Below are 15,797 nucleotides of genomic sequence, written 5' to 3' on the forward strand. Positions count from 1 at the left end.
GCCCGGGTCACGCTGATTACGTAAAGAACATGGTAACCGGCGCCGCGCAGATGGACGGTGCTATATTGGTGGTTGCGGCTACTGACGGTCCGATGCCACAGACACGGGAGCATATTTTGCTTGCCCGCCAGGTCGGCGTCCCACAGATTGTGGTCTTTATGAACAAGACCGATCTCGTTGATGATGAGGAGCTGATTGAGCTTGTTGAACTGGAAGTTCGTGAGCTGTTAAGCTCCTACGACTTCGACGGTGACAACATTCCGGTGCTGCAAGGTTCAGCCCTGCAGGCCCTGGAAGGAGACGAAGAGCACGAGCAGGCGATTCTTGATCTGATGGATGCGGTTGATGAGACCATTCCCACGCCCGAGCGTGATGTGGAGAAGCCGTTCTTGATGCCTGTGGAAGATATTTTCTCGATTACCGGCCGTGGTACCGTAGCGACCGGACGAATTGAGCGTGGTGTGATTCAGCTCAATGATGAGATTGAAATTGTCGGAATTATTGAAGATCCGATGGATAGTGTAGTAACCGGTATTGAGATGTTCCGCCGGATGCTCGACGAGGGGCAGGCCGGAGATAATGCCGGAATTCTGTTGCGTGGAGTTGACAAGGAAGATCTGCAGCGCGGAATGGTACTTTGTGAGCCTGGCTCAATTACGCCCCACAAGGAGTTTGAATGTGAGGTATATGTGTTGAGTAAGGATGAAGGTGGGCGACATACCCCATTCTTCGACGGATACCGTCCGCAGTTCTACTTCCGTACCACCGACGTGACGGGCTCTTGTGAGTTGCCTGACGGCGTTGAGATGGTGATGCCGGGCGATAACGTAACAATGGATGTTACGCTGATTCAGCCGGTAGCGATGGAAGAAGGCCTGCGCTTTGCGATCCGCGAGGGCGGCCGCACAGTAGGCGCTGGTGTTGTAACTGAAATTATAGATTAAAAAAGTTCTGATAAGTGGCTACTCAACAAAAAATCAGAATTAAACTTAAGTCGTACGATCATAACTTGATCGACAAATCGGCTGAAAAGATAATTCAGACAGTAAAATCGACGGGAGCTGTGGTATCGGGTCCGATACCGCTTCCCACTAAAAAGAATATAATCACGGTTAACCGTTCTGTTCATGTGAACAAAACAGCACGCGAACAGTTTGAATACCGGTCACATAAACGACTGATCGATATTCTCTCAACTGGTTCACAAACCGTTGATGCATTGATGAAGCTGGAGTTGCCCTCTGGTGTGGACGTAGAAATTAAAGTGTAACATTTTCAATCACTGAACAATGAGTAGTGGTTTAATAGGAAAAAAAGTCGGAATGACGAATGTTTTCGATGACGACGGCCAAAACTTTGCCGTGACTGTGATCGAAGTTGAACCCTGTGTAATAACACAGATCAAGACTGAAGAAGAGGACGGGTATAATGCTGTTCAGCTTTCTGCTTTTGATAGGAAAGAGAAGAGCACGCCGAAACCACTTCAAGGTCATTTCGAAAAAGCTGGAACATCACCTAAGAAGTACATCAAGGAATTCAGAGATTTTATTCCTGATGATGCAGAGTTGGGAGATGAGTTAAACATAGAAGACGTATTTAGCATCGGTGACAATGTTGATGTCGTTGGCGTTTCTAAAGGCACAGGTTTTACCGGCGTCGTGAAACGACATAACTTTAGCGGTGTTGGCGAAGCAACACACGGTCAACACGACCGTCAGCGTCACCCGGGTTCTATTGGTCAGGCATCTGATCCTGCGCGAGTATTTCCAGGAATAAAGATGGCCGGACGAAGTGGGAACAAACGAACCAAAGAAAAGAATTTGACCATTGCGAGAATTTTCTCTGAGTCAAATTTAATGATGGTTACTGGTTCAATTCCCGGACCCAATGGACGTTTTGTTGAAATTTACAATCGATAGTAAGAACTAACTGAAATGAAGCTTCCGATTTTTACAACTGAAGGAAAGGATAGCGGTAACAAGGCTGAACTTGCTGAATCAATTTTCGGCATCGAGCCTAATGAAACTGTTATCTACGAAGATGTTCGCCGTTACATGGCGAATCAGAGACAAGGAACCTCTAATACTAAAGAACGTGGTCAGGTTCGAGGTGGTGGTCGTAAGGCTTATCGCCAGAAAGGAACTGGTCAAGCACGTCGTGGATCTATTCGTTCCCCACTCTTAAAAGGTGGTGGTACCGTTTTTGGTCCCAGTCCGCGTGACTATTCGTTCCGAATGTCTAAAAAGTCTAGAGTTTTAGCTCGTAAATCTGCACTGTCAGCTAAATTCAATGATGATGCAATAACTGTAGTTGATGACTTTAGTTTTGACGAGCCTAAGACAAAAAAGGTTGCGGAGATACTGGAAGCACTTGAGATACAGGATAAGAAAGTATTGGTTCTGACTGCAGAAACTGACAATATTGTTTATAAGTCTGCCCGAAACATTCCGAATGTTGAAGTGCTGGAAGCTTATAAACCAACAACATACCAGATTCTGGATTCTGAAGTAATATTGATCCAAGAATCTGCACTTGAAGTACTCGAAGGATCTATTGAACCCGCTGAGGAGGCTGTAGCATGAAGGAAGTATTACAAAAACCACTGATTACAGAAAAATTAACTCGACTTCAGGAAGAAGGAAAGTACGCATTTCAAGTCGATAAGTATGCAAGCAAGACTGATATCAAGCGTGCTATACTCGATCGATATCCTGATGTTGAGGTAGGGAAAATCAATACAATGATTATGCCCTCTAAGCCTAAAGGCCGCTTCACAGCGAGTGGTTATGTTGAAGGGCGAAAGAAAGTTTGGAAAAAAGCAATTGTAACTCTCAAAGAAGGCGAAATAGACTTCTTTAGTGAAATTTAGAAATAACTAGTTCAATGGCTACGAAGAAATCAAAACCAACAACACCTGGCTTAAGACACAGAAATGCACCTGTGTTTGATGATGTTACCGTAAGCAAGCCTACTGTAAAACGGCTTGTAAAGGGTAAAGGACAATCCGGTGGTCGAAATAAACAGGGACGTATGACATCGCGCCATCGTGGTGGTGGTCATAAGCGTCGTTATCGTTTAATCGACTTTAAAAGAGATAAATATGATATTCCTGCAAAAGTACAGACAATTGAGTACGATCCTAATCGCTCGGCTCGGATTGCACTGATTGCTTATGCAGATGGTGAAAAAAGGTATATTATTGCACCTGATAAGTTGACAGTTGGTGATACTGTATTAAGCAGTAACTCAGCTATTGAACCAGACAGAGGAAATGCAATGCCAATGAAGCATATGCCTCCAGGAACATTTATTCACAATATTGAACTACATCCTGGACAAGGAGCACAATTATGCCGAAGTGCCGGAACAGTTGCACAAATGGTAGCAAAGACCGACAAATATGTTACGGTTAAATTACCATCCGGTGAAGTAAGAATGATATTGGGCAACTGTGTTGCTACTGTTGGAAATATTAGCAATAAAGATCACTTTAATACCAAGGCTGGTAAAGCTGGTCGTAATCGTTGGAGAGGTAAAAGACCACAAACTCGTGGTGTTGCGATGAACCCAATTGATCACCCAATGGGCGGTGGTGAAGGTAAAGCTTCTGGTGGACATCCTCGATCGCCTTGGGGACAGTCTTCTAAAGGATTGAAGACAAGAAAACGAAAGAAACTTTCGGACCGATACATTGTTCGAAGTAGAAAAAAGTCTAAAAAGTAATTAGTTATGCCAAGATCGCTTAGAAAAGGACCTTACGTATACTACAAGCTACAACGTAAGATCGACGCAATGAATGAAAGCGGTAAAAAGAACGTGATCAAGACATGGTCTCGTAGCTCGATGGTTACGCCAGACTTTCTTGGGTTAACGTTAGCCGTTCATAATGGGAAACAATTTATTCCCGTTTTCATTACTGAAGAAATGGTTGGTCACAAGTTGGGTGAATTTGCTCCAACAAGAACGTTCCGTGGCCATCCCGAGAAGTCGAAAACACGAGAAGCACCGAGAAAACCAGGAATGTAAAGTATTATGGCAGAAGAAAAGTTAGAAGCACGAGCAATACAAAAGCATCTTCGCAGATCAGCACGTAAGGTACGTCTTGTACTGGATGCTGTTCGGGGAGACAAAGTACATAAAGCGCTGAAGAAGCTTGAGTTTACGCGTAAAGGTGCTGCTGAGGATGTTGCAAAAGTAGTTAAATCAGCCGCTGCAAATATTCGTGATAAATTTCAGGAAGAGCGGTTAGATAACCAAGACATTTACATAAAGGAAATTTATGCTGATGAAGGCGCAACACTGAAACGTATTCAGCCCCGAGCTATGGGTCGTGCGAATCAGATACGCAAGCGTACTTGCCACGTTACAGTAGTTGTGGCAAAGAAAGAAGAAGAATTAGTTTAATTAATAAAAGATAATACCTTGGGACAGAAATCACATCCAGTAGGTTTACGACTCGGTATCATTCGCGGTTGGGATTCCAACTGGTATTCCGAAGAGAATGAACCCGAAATACTTTATGAAGACACTAAGTTGCGTGAATATTTGCACACACGTCTTCAAAATGGAGGGCTTTCTCGAGTCATAATCGAACGAACACCGAAACGAATACTCCTTACATTGAAAACAAGCCGACCCGGTGTTATTATCGGTAAAGGCGGTGAACAAATTGAACTTCTACGAGAAGAGCTCAAAACGATTACGAGTAAAGAGGTTCAAATTAATGTAAGCGAGATTAAACGACCAGAAACGGATGCGAGTCTTGTTGCACAGAATATTGCGCAACAACTTGAAGCTCGTATCTCATTTCGTCGGGCTATGAAAACAGCGATCTCTTCGGCTATGCGAATGGGCGCCGAAGGTATTCGAATTCGCTGTGCCGGGCGATTGGGAGGCTCAGAAATGGCACGTACTGAACAGTATCGCGAAGGACGTGTGCCTTTACATACACTCCGTGCTGATATTGATTATTACTGCGCAACCTCCAACACTATTTATGGATCAATCGGTGTAAAAGTATGGATCTTCAAAGGAGAAGTACTTGGTGATGTAGAACTCACACCTGGAGACGCGCATTCTCAGAAGAAGGATGATTCCCGAGGACGACGTGGAAAAGGCAAACGCCGCTCTCGTCGTAGAAGAAGAAATAGAAGTAACTAACACTGTAAACATTTAAGTCATGTTAGAACCAAAAAACGTAAGACGCCGACGGCAGCATCGTAGAAGCCTGAAAGGAACGGCTCAGCGAGGACATACTCTGGCTTACGGAGATTTTGGTCTGAAGGCTCTTGAGCCTAAATACATCACTTCTCGACAAATTGAATCTTGTCGAATTGCAATTGCACGTCAATTGCAACGTGATGGTCAGACGTGGATCCGTATTTTTCCGGATATGCCAAAAACTTCTCAGCCCGCAGAAACGCGAATGGGTAAAGGTAAAGGCGCTGTCGAGGAATATGTGGCAGTTGTAAAACCCGGAAGAATTTTGTTCGAAATCGCTGGAGTTCCTGAAGACTTGGCGTGGGATGCAATGCGACGCGCTGATTATAAGCTTCCTATTAAAACGAAGTTCATCGTTCGTCGTGATTACGATGGACCTTAATCAATAAAGGTATTAGAGGAATCATGAAGGCACACGAACTTAGAGAAAAATCTATTGCTGAATTAAAGGCACGTCTCGAAGACGAAAAGCAGGCCTTACAAGACATGAAGTTTAACCGTGCAATTGCCGGTCAACTTGAAAACCCTGCTCGTGTTTCTATGACACGCAAAGAGATTGCCCGAATTCATACGATCATTACTGAAAAACAACAAGAAAGTGCTGGATAATTATACAATGGCACAAACTGAACGAGTACAACGAAGACAACGAACAGGTCGCGTAGTTAGCAACAGAATGGATAAATCTATTACCGTTGCTGTAGATAGAAAAGTAAAACACGCGATCTATGGTAAATACATAACTAAAACGACCAAGTATATGGCCCATGACGAAGAAAATGAGGCCAATGAGGGTGACGTAGTGCAAATTATGTCTACTCGACCGCTTTCTAAGCGTAAATCTTGGCGATTGGTTGAAATCATTGAACGAGCAAAATAACGGATATTAGGAATCTGCAATGGTACAAGCACAAACTCAATTAAACGTTGCTGACAATAGCGGAGCTCGTCAGCTCAATTGTATCAAAGTTTTGGGCGACTCCAAACGACGATACGCACGAATTGGCGATCTTATTTCCTGCTCAGTAAAAACAGCTATTCCCGGTGGAAATGTTAAAAAGGGAGAAGTTGTAAATGCTGTGGTAGTACGAACAAAAAAGGAAATACGACGCCAGGATGGCAGCTACATTAGATTCGATGAAAATGCGGCAGTTATCATCAATAAAGATAGTGAACCTGTTGGAACACGTATCTTTGGACCGGTAGCTCGAGAACTCCGCGAACGAAATTACATGCGTATTGTATCACTAGCGCCAGAAGTGCTTTAAAAACAGAATTTTATTATGCCACGCACAACTAACAAAAGAAAGAAATTACACGTCAAAAAAGGGGATGAGGTTAAAATCATCGCTGGTAACGACAAAGGTCGGGAAGGCCGAGTATTAGCGGTATTCCCAGACAAAGAACGCGTATTGGTCGAAGGTATAAATATGCGTGTTCATCACGATCAACCAACCCAGGAAAATCCGCAGGGTGGGCGTATTGAACGTGAGGTTTCAATTCATATTTCGAATGTGATGGTTATTGATCCATCAACTGGAGAACCAACTAGAATTGGCCGAAAAAGAATTGAAGAAGATGGCGGCGGACGTTGGGTTCGTTACGCTAAGACAAGTGGCGAGATCATTGATAAATAAGAATCTATTTTAGAATGGCAGAAGCAAGATTAAATACTCAGTATAAAGACGAAATTATTTCTAGCCTCGAAGAGCAGTTTGACTATGCAAGTGTCATGGCTGTTCCCAAGCTTGAAAAGATTGTAATCAATTGTGGCGTAGGCGAAGCTGTAGAAAATGAGAAATTTTTGGATACAGTGGTAGAAAACGTAGCAAAGATTACAGGTCAGCGTCCTGTAACAACAAAGGCTAAAAAATCGATTTCTAATTTTAAGGTTAGAGATGGACAGCCTATAGGATGTAAGGTGACATTGCGAGGCAGGCAGATGTATGAGTTTCTGGATCGCTTAATTAACCTGGCATTACCCCGAACCCGCGATTTTCAAGGGGTTCCTGACAAAAGCTTTGATGGACGAGGTAATTATACACTCGGTATAAAAGATCATACCATATTTCCTGAAATCAATACCGAAGAGGTTGACAATGTTCATGGTCTTGATGTAACGTTTGTAACAAGCGCTGAGACTGATGAAGAAGCATTTGCCTTGCTAAAAGGATTTGGAATGCCATTTCAGAAACGAAATTAAATCTACAAGCATAACACATTATGGCAAAAACAGCTTGGATAGCACGTAACGAAAAAAGAAAACGAACGGTAAAGAAGTATGCCGAAAAGCGTAAAAAGCTTAAGGAAGAAGGCAAGTGGGTAGAGCTTCAAAAACTACCTCGCGATGCCAGTCCAACTCGCGTCAACAATCGTTGTAATTTAACAGGACGTTGTCGCGGCTATATTCGCAAATACGGTATCTCTCGAATTAAATTTCGTGAACTTGCTCTTGACGGGAAAATTCCCGGAGTTCGAAAAGCAAGTTGGTAACATTTTAACGAAGAACTTTTATGTTTGATCCAATTTCAGATTATTTGACAAGAATACGTAACGCTCAGAGGGCGGGTCATCGACGAGTCGATATCCCCGCTTCTAAGCTGAAGCGTGCGATGACTAAAATCCTGTTGGATAAGGGATACATTAACAAGTTTATCAATATTGATGACGATAAACAGGGAATGCTTCGCTTATTCCTTAAATATGATGCGTATGGTCATCCAGTAATCAAAAAGATGAAACGACGCTCTAAACCTGGCCTGCGAGAATATTGTGGATCCGATGAAATACCACGTGCTCTTAATGGTCTTGGAATTGTTATTCTCTCTACCTCGCGTGGAGTGATGACGGATAAAGAAGCCCGCAAAGTTAAAGTGGGTGGCGAAGTCTTGTGCACTGTTTATTAAAAATAAGGTAATAGAATTATGTCACGTATCGGAAATCAACCGATTGAATTAAAAGATGATGTTGAATTCAGTATTGATGCTGATAACGTCGTTACGATTAAAGGTGAAAAAGGTAGCGATACGCTTCAAATTCACGAAGGTATCAATATTGAGAAAAAAGACGGTGAGCTGATTGTTAATCGCAGCTCAGACGAAAAATTCGACCGTTCCTTGCACGGCCTTTACCGGTCACTATTAAACAATATAGTGACAGGCGTTTCAGAAGGCTATAAAAAGGAACTCGAAATACGAGGGGTCGGTTATCGGGCATCATTAAGTAATGGTGTTCTTGAATTAACTCTTGGTTTTTCTCATCCCATCTATTTCGTAGCACCAGATGGCGTTGATATTGAAGTTGAAACTAAGGGACGTAAGAACCCCACAATCATTGTTACAGGAATTAATAAGGAATTAGTTGGACAGGTTTCTGCTAAAATACGATCGCTTCGTCCGCCGGAGCCCTACAAAGGTAAGGGTATCCGCTATGTTGATGAATGGGTTCGTAGAAAAGCAGGTAAATCAGCCGCTAAAGCTTAATAGGATTTATTTACGATGGATAAGAATATTCAGAAAAAAGAACGTCGAGATAAGATACGTCGCCGCATCCGTGCAACCATTCGCGGAACGGGTGATCGTCCACGGTTGAGTGTCTATAAAAGTAATAAGCATGTTTATGCTCAGCTCGTAGATGATCTGATGGGCAAGACTCTTGTGGCTGCTTCCAGTCAATCAGAAGAAATTGCTGATGATGTTGATGGAAAAGCAAAGCAGGAGACAGCAGAAGTTGTAGGAAAATACTTGGCTGAGCTTGCCGATGAAAAAGGAATTAATAAAGCCGTTTTCGATCGAAGTGGTTATAAATATCACGGCGTAATCAAAGCACTGGCTGACGGTGCTCGCGAAGGTGGATTAGACTTTTAAAAAGAATTATTATGCCTAAAATAAGAAGAAGACATAACGTAGCACCTAAGAATCTGAACCTTGAAGAGAAGCTGGTTCATATTAACCGGGTTTCTAAGGTTGTTAAGGGTGGTCGTCGATTTAGCTTTAATGCAATTGTAGTAGTTGGTAATAAAGATGGTGTCGTAGGACATGGTCTTGGTAAGGCCAACGAGGTTTCTGACGCTATCCAGAAAGGATTTGATAATGCAAAAAAGAACTTGATTAAAGTTCCAATGACCAAGACCGGTAGCATTTACCATACTATTACCGGAAAAGAGGGAGCTGGCGAAGTATTGCTACGCCCTGCCTCTGAGGGTACTGGTGTAATTGCTGGTGGACCGGTGAAAGCATTATTGGATATTGCAGGACTTCAGAATATTTTGACGAAGTCTGTTGGATCTTCGAATCCGCATAATATGGTGAAGGCAACATATAATGGGTTGAAGAATCTTACAGACCCACTTGAAGTTGCTGAACGACGAGGTATTTCGTTGAATAAAGTATTTGAAGGATAACAGTTTTAAAGAACGTAAGGGAAAACACCATGGATTTAAGTAATTTAAATGCCCCCGAACCAAATAAGAAAAAGGCCAAGCGTATTGGTCGTGGACAAGGTTCAGGCAGAGGAGGCCACACTGTAGGAAGAGGCCATAACGGTCAACGATCACGAAGTGGTTTCAAAGAAAAATTCTGGTTTGAAGGTGGACAAATGCCGCTGCAGCGTCGTATTCCGAAGTGGGGATTCAATAATATCTTCCGCACAGATTATGTGGCTGTTAACACTGGAACTATTCAGCTCTTTATTGAGCATGATAAGTTAGGTGAAACTATCACTTTAGAAGATCTTCGAGATGCCGGTTTAGCTGGAAAAGGTGATTTGGTTAAACTTCTGGGCGATGGCGAAATTGAAGCTGCTATCGATATTGAAGTTCATAACGCCAGTGATTCAGCACAGAAAAAAGTGGAAGACGCAGGCGGAAGTATTACATTTGTTGAGAATTAAGATTAATTAAACACTGAGCCACCTTCTAAATGAGTTTAGTACAAAACTTTCGGAACATATTTAAAATAGAAGAGCTGAAAAACCGTATCTTCTACGTTATCGGTATCTTAATGGTCTACCGCATTGGAAGTTATGTTACACTTCCTGGTGTAGATGCTACTCAGCTGGTACAGCAAACAGGAAATGCATCCAGCTTGTTAGGTTTGTTCGATATGTTTGTAGGTGGTGCATTCTCACGTGCAGGAGTATTTGCACTGGGAATTATGCCCTATATTACTGCAGCAATTATTATACAGCTAATGGGTGCTGTTGTACCTTATTTTCAAAAACTTCAGCGAGAAGGAGAAGACGGTCGTCGTAAAATAAACCGTCTTACCCGTTATGGGACGATAGGGATCACCCTTATTCAGTCTATTGGTTTTGCTATTAACTTAATGGCTACATCGCCTAATGCGATTGTTGTAAGCAATTTTACGTTTGTTTTAACATCGATGATTGTTCTTACAGCAGGGACTGCTTTTGTAATGTGGTTAGGTGAACGGATTACTGATCGTGGAATTGGGAATGGTATTTCGATTATTATTATGATCGGTATTATTGCACGACTACCTGCAAGCTTGATCAACGAAGTAACGACAAAAGGGAACTTGATTATTGTAATAGCCGAAATTGCAGCATTAATTTTGGTAATTGCAGCTTCTGTGATGTTGACACAAGGTGTCCGAAAGATTCCGGTACAGTATGCAAAACGAGTTGTAGGGCGAAAGGTGTATGGCGGTACAACACAATATCTGCCAATTCGTGTTAATGCAGCTGGTGTTATGCCGATTATTTTTGCACAATCAATCATGTTTATTCCTAGTACTATCGGGACGTTCTTTCCGAACAACCAAACGGTACAGATGCTAACATCTTGGTCCAGTGATTTTACAGGTATTACATATTCCATTATCTTTGGAATTATCGTTGTGTTCTTTACGTACTTCTATACTGCTATCACGGTGAATCCACGAGAAATGGCCGATACAATGAAACGTCAAGGTGGATTTATACCTGGTGTTCGGCCCGGTAATAAAACCGTTGAATTTATTGATAATATTTTGACGAAGGTTACACTACCCGGTTCAATCTTCTTAGCAATTATTGCTATCATGCCCGCAATTGCAGCACGAATGGGTGTTACTCCGGGATTTGCACTTTTTTACGGCGGAACAAGTCTCCTCATTATTGTAGGAGTCGCTTTGGATACACTCCAGCAAATTGAAAGCCACTTAATGATGCGTCATTACGATGGCTTTATGAAGACCGGTAAAATGAAAGGTCGTCGTAGAGCGTAATGATCTATCTGAAAAGTGAGTCAGAAATCGAAAAAATGCGCGAAAGTGCGCAAATTGTTTCACGGACGCTGGCTGAAGTAGCAAAACATATTGAGCCGGGTGTTACTACCGGTAAATTGGATAGAGTAGCCGAAGATTATATAAAAGAAAATGATGGTCGCCCTGCTTTTAAAGGGTATGGCCCTAAAAATAATCCATTTCCGGGAACATTATGTATCTCTGTTAATGAAGAGGTTGTTCACGGAATCCCCAGTGACAAAAGGGAACTAAAAGAAGGTGACATTGTTTCCATTGATTGTGGGGTGGAGAAGAATGGATATTTTGGAGATCATGCATATACATTCGCAGTTGGTGAATGTGAGGATGAAAAGATTCGATTACTTCGAACTACGCTAGAATCTTTATATAAAGGTATTGAAAAAGCAGTGCATGGAAATAAGATTGGTGATATTGCCAATGCCATACAAACACACTGCGAAAATGAAGGTTTTGGCGTAGTCCGAGATTTAGTCGGACATGGTCTTGGAAAGTCACTCCATGAAGATCCGTCTGTACCCAATTTTGGGAGGGCCGGTCGCGGAGAACGACTTAGATCCGGAATGACATTGGCCATTGAACCAATGATTACATTAGGATCTTTTAAAGTGAGTACCTTAAACGACGGCTGGACCGTTGTAACGGCTGATAAATCAATATCAGCTCACTATGAACACGATATTGTTATTCGTGAAGGAAAGGCTGAAGTTTTAAGTACTTTTGATTATATTAGAGAGATCACGAAAAGTCGAATAAACGCAAAGATTTAAGATGGCTAAACAAGAGCCAATTAAGCAAGATGGCGAGATTATTGAAGCACTACCAAATGCTCAATTTCGCGTGGAATTAGATAATGGGCACGAAATATTAGCCCATGTTTCTGGGAAAATGAGAATGTACTATATTAAAATTCTCCCCGGTGACCGAGTTGCTGTGGAGATGTCTCCTTACGATTTGAGTAAGGGGCGTATTACGTATCGTTATAAGTAAATTTTAAATAAAAACGATTTAGTATTATGAAGACTCGATCTTCAGTAAAAAAAAGAAGTGAAGACGACAAAATTGTTCGACGCAATGGTCGTGTATATGTAATTAACAAGAAGAATCCTCGTCACAAACAACGACAAGGATAATAAATCTGTATAGTTTTTATGGCTAGAATTGCTGGAATAGACTTACCGAAAGACAAACGTGGTGTAATAGGTCTGACTTATGTTTATGGCATTGGTCGATCAACTGCTCAGGAAATTCTTGATGATCTTGATATCGACTACAGTACCAAAGTAAAAGATTGGACTGATGATCAAGTTTCTGAGCTACGCCAGAAGATAGATAGCGAATATACGGTTGAAGGGGCACTTCGCAGTGAAGTAAATGCGAATATTCGCCGCCTTATTGAGATCGGCTCGTACCGAGGTACCCGTCATAGAAAAGGGTTACCGGTTCGTGGTCAAAATACTCAAACCAACGCCAGAACCCGTAAAGGTAAACGCCGTACGGTAGCAGGTAAGAAGACAGCTCCCAGAAAATAACAATAGTTGAGACGATTCAATGGCAAAAAGACAACGTAAATCTGCGACCTCAAAGAAGAAACGACGACGAAAGCAGCTTTCAGATCCTAATGGGATGGCTTTTATTAAAGCCACCTTTAACAATGTTCTTGTTACAGTAACTGATGCTGATGGCAATGCAATTTCTTGGTCATCAGCTGGTAAAGAAGGATTCAAAGGATCACGAAAGAATACGCCTTATGCAGCACAGCTTAGCGCTGAAACGGCTGCTACGGCTGCACATGAAATGGGACTGCGAAGGGTAGAAGTATTTGTAAAAGGCCCCGGATCAGGACGAGAAGCAGCTGTTCGAGCATTGGCTTCCAGTGGATTGGAAGTAACAGCTATTAAAGATCGTACCCCCATTCCACATAATGGTTGCAGACCACCTAAACGACGAAGAGTATAACGCAGAATTTTATTAGTAAGTAATTATGGCACGATATAGAGGTCCAAAGCAAAAAAAAGCAAGACGTTTTCGAGAACCCATCTTTGGCCCCAGCAAAGCGCTGGAGCGAAAACCATATGGGCCCGGACAACATGGACGTTCCCGGTATTCACGAAAATCAGAATATGCTATTCAGCTTGAAGAAAAGCAGAAAGCAAAATACACCTATGGCTTATTGGAAAAACAGTTTTCCAATCTCTTTGATAAAGCCAATGCCAAGGATGGCGTAACAGGTGTAATATTACTGCAATATCTGGAAAGCAGACTTGATAATACTGTTTATCGTCTTGGTTTTGCCAGAACTCGTCGTCAAGCACGTCAATTGGTTAGTCATAAGCATATAGTTGTAAATGGGGAAGTAGTAAATATCCCATCTTATCATATTCGACCAGGAGATGTTGTAAGTGTTCGACCAAAGTCTAAAACTTTGGAAGTTATCAATGAATCGTTGCAACACGCTCCATCAAATAAATATAAATGGTTAGAAATTGATAAGAAACAGATGAAGGGCAAGTTCTTGAATGTGCCTGAAATGGAAGAGATTCCTGAAAATATCAATGTGCAGCTTATTGTTGAGCTTTACTCCAAGTAATTAATAAATTCATTTAGCCTAATAACGCTTTTATTATGAGCAATTACAGCATTCAAATGCCTGAACCTCTCGAGGTTGAAGAAGCTACTGATACATTTGGTACATTTATTTTACAACCTTTGGAAAGAGGCTTCGGAGTAACAATTGGTAACTCTTTTCGCAGAATCCTGCTTTCTTCACTTCCGGGAATAGCTATTAATGCCATTAAAATTAATGGTGTTGAGCATGAGTATTCCAGTATTCAGGGTGTTAAAGAAGATGTATATGAAATCATTCTGAACCTCAAAGAAGTGCGTTTTAAGCAGGTTGAACAAAGTAGTGGTGTTATTCATATCTCTATCTCTGGAGAAGGGAATTTTACCGCAGAAGATATAGATGAAGCAACTGCAGATTATGAGGTCTTAAATCCTGAAACGGTTATAGCAACTATGTCGGAAGATGCGGATATTGAAATGGAACTCCGTGTTGGAAGAGGGCGAGGTTACGTTCCTGCTGAAGAGCAAAATGTAGATACCGAAGAGGATGTAAACCTTATTCCTATCGATGCCATCTATACACCTATAAAACAGGTAAAGTTTGATGTTGAAAATGTTCGTGTTGGACAACGTACTGACTACGAAAAATTGGTAATGGATATTACCACTGATGGATCTGTGAATTCAAAGGAAGCACTTACCATAGCTGGTAAAATTCTAAAAGAACATACTGAGAAGTTTATCACCGAAGAAATTGATGAACCATTTACTCAGGAAGAAGAGGAGGTTGATGCAGAGCGTCAACGCATTATTAATCTTCTTAAAACTAGTATAGAAGATCTGAACCTCAGTGTTCGTTCTTACAACTGCCTCAAGTCTGCTAATATCAATACTATTGGTGAATTGGTATCTAGAGATGAGCAGGATCTGTTGAAATTCCGTAATTTCGGAAAGAAATCGTTAGCCGAATTGGTTGAAGTTATAGAAGGAAAAGATCTTCACTTCGGCATGGACGTTACTAAGTATTTGGATAAATCATAAAGGTATTATAGAAAGCAATGCGTCATTTAAAGAAAGGAAAGAAACTAAGTCGTACTCCTTCACATCGCAAAGCGACATTGGCTTCGCTTTCAACGGCTCTTATTAAGGAGCATAGGATTGTAACGACCCTGCCAAAAGCTAAAGAGCTTCGTAGATTTGTTGAGCCTTTAATTACAAAGGCAAAAACAGATACCTCGCATAAAAGGCGACAGGTATTTTCAAAATTGAATGATAAACAAGCAGTTAGCCATCTTTTTGATGAGGTAGCCCAAAAGGCGATGGATCGCCCTGGTGGTTATACTCGTGTGGTTAAGCTTGGATATCGATCTGGTGATGACGCGCAAATGGCTGTTGTGGAGCTTGTTGATTATAATGACATCAAGCCCAAGGACAGTAAAAAGAAGAAGCGTACACGCCGAGCTGGTAAGTCTACTAAAACTACCGGCAGCAGTCAGTCTGAGAAATCTGATAACAAACAAGATAGTACATCAGAAGAAGAGTAAGCCTCTTCTATTATAACTTCCATCTGGTGTATATCTTTAGATTCTACTATTTCAAAAAAAGAAATTGTAGATAATCTTAAATTAAATTTGGAAGTGTCCGGCAGAGTGTTTATCTTTGCATCGCTTCGGAACTGGGAGGCACTGAGTGCTGAAACAGGGCCGAGCGCCGCCACGGAAGCAGTTAGGCGGGACAGACATTGTTCAT

At 41.7% G+C, this 15,797-nt stretch carries 30 protein-coding genes; all 30 read left to right on the plus strand.

Annotated elements, in window-relative coordinates; all coding sequences use genetic code 11:
* Nucleotides 1–944 (plus strand): elongation factor Tu (gene tuf / locus FCN14_RS15435; RefSeq protein ID WP_138432206.1); only part of this gene is annotated, 944 nt, incomplete at its 5' end.
* A 14-nt stretch (nucleotides 945–958) separates the two neighbouring features.
* Nucleotides 959–1,270, plus strand: a complete 312-nt coding sequence (gene rpsJ, locus FCN14_RS15440; protein WP_095607732.1) for a 30S ribosomal protein S10 — start codon at nucleotides 959–961, stop codon at nucleotides 1,268–1,270.
* A 19-nt stretch (nucleotides 1,271–1,289) separates the two neighbouring features.
* Complete coding sequence (rplC, locus tag FCN14_RS15445) at nucleotides 1,290–1,919, plus strand: 50S ribosomal protein L3 (protein WP_138432207.1); 630 nt, start codon at nucleotides 1,290–1,292, stop codon at nucleotides 1,917–1,919.
* Between the two features lie 15 nt (nucleotides 1,920–1,934).
* Nucleotides 1,935–2,582, plus strand: coding sequence for a 50S ribosomal protein L4 (gene rplD / locus FCN14_RS15450; RefSeq protein ID WP_138432208.1), 648 nt, complete (start codon nucleotides 1,935–1,937; stop codon nucleotides 2,580–2,582).
* Entirely contained in the window at nucleotides 2,579–2,869 is a 291-nt protein-coding gene (gene rplW, locus FCN14_RS15455) for a 50S ribosomal protein L23 (RefSeq protein WP_138432209.1), read from the plus strand. Before rplD ends, rplW begins: the two co-directional genes overlap by 4 nt.
* 14 nt (nucleotides 2,870–2,883) lie before the next feature.
* Nucleotides 2,884–3,723, plus strand: coding sequence for a 50S ribosomal protein L2 (gene rplB / locus FCN14_RS15460; RefSeq protein ID WP_138432210.1), 840 nt, complete (start codon nucleotides 2,884–2,886; stop codon nucleotides 3,721–3,723).
* Between the two features lie 6 nt (nucleotides 3,724–3,729).
* A complete protein-coding gene (gene rpsS / locus FCN14_RS15465) occupies nucleotides 3,730–4,026 on the plus strand; it encodes a 30S ribosomal protein S19 (protein ID WP_138432211.1) in 297 nt (98 codons plus the stop codon).
* Between the two features lie 6 nt (nucleotides 4,027–4,032).
* Entirely contained in the window at nucleotides 4,033–4,404 is a 372-nt protein-coding gene (gene rplV, locus FCN14_RS15470) for a 50S ribosomal protein L22 (protein ID WP_138432212.1), read from the plus strand.
* An 18-nt stretch (nucleotides 4,405–4,422) separates the two neighbouring features.
* The gene (gene rpsC, locus FCN14_RS15475; RefSeq protein WP_138432213.1) at nucleotides 4,423–5,160 is read left to right on the plus strand and encodes a 30S ribosomal protein S3; all 738 of its coding nucleotides are present in this window, start codon (nucleotides 4,423–4,425) and stop codon (nucleotides 5,158–5,160) included.
* Nucleotides 5,161–5,179: 19 nt separating this feature from the next.
* Nucleotides 5,180–5,602 (plus strand): 50S ribosomal protein L16, encoded by a 423-nt coding sequence (rplP, locus tag FCN14_RS15480; RefSeq protein WP_138432214.1) that lies wholly within the window; start codon nucleotides 5,180–5,182, stop codon nucleotides 5,600–5,602.
* Nucleotides 5,603–5,625: 23 nt separating this feature from the next.
* The gene (gene rpmC, locus FCN14_RS15485) at nucleotides 5,626–5,829 is read left to right on the plus strand and encodes a 50S ribosomal protein L29 (RefSeq protein WP_138432215.1); all 204 of its coding nucleotides are present in this window, start codon (nucleotides 5,626–5,628) and stop codon (nucleotides 5,827–5,829) included.
* 7 nt (nucleotides 5,830–5,836) lie between these two features.
* Nucleotides 5,837–6,100, plus strand: coding sequence for a 30S ribosomal protein S17 (gene rpsQ, locus FCN14_RS15490; protein ID WP_138432216.1), 264 nt, complete (start codon nucleotides 5,837–5,839; stop codon nucleotides 6,098–6,100).
* A gap of 19 nt (nucleotides 6,101–6,119) precedes the next feature.
* Nucleotides 6,120–6,488 (plus strand): 50S ribosomal protein L14, encoded by a 369-nt coding sequence (gene rplN, locus FCN14_RS15495; RefSeq protein WP_138432217.1) that lies wholly within the window; start codon nucleotides 6,120–6,122, stop codon nucleotides 6,486–6,488.
* Nucleotides 6,489–6,503: 15 nt separating this feature from the next.
* Nucleotides 6,504–6,857, plus strand: coding sequence for a 50S ribosomal protein L24 (rplX, locus tag FCN14_RS15500; RefSeq protein ID WP_138432218.1), 354 nt, complete (start codon nucleotides 6,504–6,506; stop codon nucleotides 6,855–6,857).
* 14 nt (nucleotides 6,858–6,871) lie between these two features.
* Nucleotides 6,872–7,423, plus strand: coding sequence for a 50S ribosomal protein L5 (gene rplE / locus FCN14_RS15505; protein ID WP_138432219.1), 552 nt, complete (start codon nucleotides 6,872–6,874; stop codon nucleotides 7,421–7,423).
* A 20-nt stretch (nucleotides 7,424–7,443) separates the two neighbouring features.
* Nucleotides 7,444–7,713, plus strand: a complete 270-nt coding sequence (rpsN, locus tag FCN14_RS15510; protein ID WP_138432220.1) for a 30S ribosomal protein S14 — start codon at nucleotides 7,444–7,446, stop codon at nucleotides 7,711–7,713.
* Between the two features lie 20 nt (nucleotides 7,714–7,733).
* Nucleotides 7,734–8,126, plus strand: a complete 393-nt coding sequence (gene rpsH / locus FCN14_RS15515) for a 30S ribosomal protein S8 (RefSeq protein ID WP_138432221.1) — start codon at nucleotides 7,734–7,736, stop codon at nucleotides 8,124–8,126.
* An 18-nt stretch (nucleotides 8,127–8,144) separates the two neighbouring features.
* A complete protein-coding gene (gene rplF / locus FCN14_RS15520) occupies nucleotides 8,145–8,702 on the plus strand; it encodes a 50S ribosomal protein L6 (protein ID WP_138432222.1) in 558 nt (185 codons plus the stop codon).
* A 15-nt stretch (nucleotides 8,703–8,717) separates the two neighbouring features.
* Nucleotides 8,718–9,086: a 50S ribosomal protein L18 gene (rplR, locus tag FCN14_RS15525; protein WP_138432223.1), complete on the plus strand. Its 369-nt coding sequence runs from the start codon at nucleotides 8,718–8,720 to the stop codon at nucleotides 9,084–9,086.
* Nucleotides 9,087–9,097: 11 nt separating this feature from the next.
* Nucleotides 9,098–9,622, plus strand: a complete 525-nt coding sequence (gene rpsE, locus FCN14_RS15530) for a 30S ribosomal protein S5 (RefSeq protein WP_138432224.1) — start codon at nucleotides 9,098–9,100, stop codon at nucleotides 9,620–9,622.
* A gap of 29 nt (nucleotides 9,623–9,651) precedes the next feature.
* The gene (gene rplO / locus FCN14_RS15535) at nucleotides 9,652–10,110 is read left to right on the plus strand and encodes a 50S ribosomal protein L15 (protein ID WP_138432225.1); all 459 of its coding nucleotides are present in this window, start codon (nucleotides 9,652–9,654) and stop codon (nucleotides 10,108–10,110) included.
* Nucleotides 10,111–10,139: 29 nt separating this feature from the next.
* Nucleotides 10,140–11,447: a preprotein translocase subunit SecY gene (gene secY, locus FCN14_RS15540; protein WP_138432226.1), complete on the plus strand. Its 1,308-nt coding sequence runs from the start codon at nucleotides 10,140–10,142 to the stop codon at nucleotides 11,445–11,447.
* The gene (gene map / locus FCN14_RS15545) at nucleotides 11,447–12,253 is read left to right on the plus strand and encodes a type I methionyl aminopeptidase (protein WP_138432227.1); all 807 of its coding nucleotides are present in this window, start codon (nucleotides 11,447–11,449) and stop codon (nucleotides 12,251–12,253) included. Before secY ends, map begins: the two co-directional genes overlap by 1 nt.
* Before the next feature lies 1 nt (nucleotide 12,254).
* Complete coding sequence (infA, locus tag FCN14_RS15550) at nucleotides 12,255–12,473, plus strand: translation initiation factor IF-1 (RefSeq protein WP_020404818.1); 219 nt, start codon at nucleotides 12,255–12,257, stop codon at nucleotides 12,471–12,473.
* Between the two features lie 26 nt (nucleotides 12,474–12,499).
* Nucleotides 12,500–12,616, plus strand: coding sequence for a 50S ribosomal protein L36 (gene rpmJ, locus FCN14_RS15555; RefSeq protein WP_095607755.1), 117 nt, complete (start codon nucleotides 12,500–12,502; stop codon nucleotides 12,614–12,616).
* 18 nt (nucleotides 12,617–12,634) lie between these two features.
* A complete protein-coding gene (gene rpsM, locus FCN14_RS15560) occupies nucleotides 12,635–13,015 on the plus strand; it encodes a 30S ribosomal protein S13 (protein ID WP_138432228.1) in 381 nt (126 codons plus the stop codon).
* 19 nt (nucleotides 13,016–13,034) lie between these two features.
* The gene (gene rpsK, locus FCN14_RS15565) at nucleotides 13,035–13,442 is read left to right on the plus strand and encodes a 30S ribosomal protein S11 (RefSeq protein WP_138432229.1); all 408 of its coding nucleotides are present in this window, start codon (nucleotides 13,035–13,037) and stop codon (nucleotides 13,440–13,442) included.
* Between the two features lie 25 nt (nucleotides 13,443–13,467).
* A complete protein-coding gene (gene rpsD, locus FCN14_RS15570) occupies nucleotides 13,468–14,073 on the plus strand; it encodes a 30S ribosomal protein S4 (protein ID WP_138432230.1) in 606 nt (201 codons plus the stop codon).
* A gap of 35 nt (nucleotides 14,074–14,108) precedes the next feature.
* Nucleotides 14,109–15,089 carry a DNA-directed RNA polymerase subunit alpha gene (locus tag FCN14_RS15575; protein WP_138432231.1) on the plus strand — a complete coding sequence of 327 codons (981 nt, stop codon included), beginning with the start codon at nucleotides 14,109–14,111 and terminating at the stop codon, nucleotides 15,087–15,089.
* Nucleotides 15,090–15,106: 17 nt separating this feature from the next.
* Complete coding sequence (gene rplQ, locus FCN14_RS15580) at nucleotides 15,107–15,592, plus strand: 50S ribosomal protein L17 (RefSeq protein ID WP_138432232.1); 486 nt, start codon at nucleotides 15,107–15,109, stop codon at nucleotides 15,590–15,592.
* Nucleotides 15,593–15,797: the final 205 nt, after the last annotated feature.

This window comes from Fodinibius saliphilus, assembly GCF_005869845.1.
GTDB classification, from domain to species: Bacteria; Bacteroidota; Rhodothermia; order Balneolales; family Balneolaceae; genus Fodinibius; species Fodinibius saliphilus.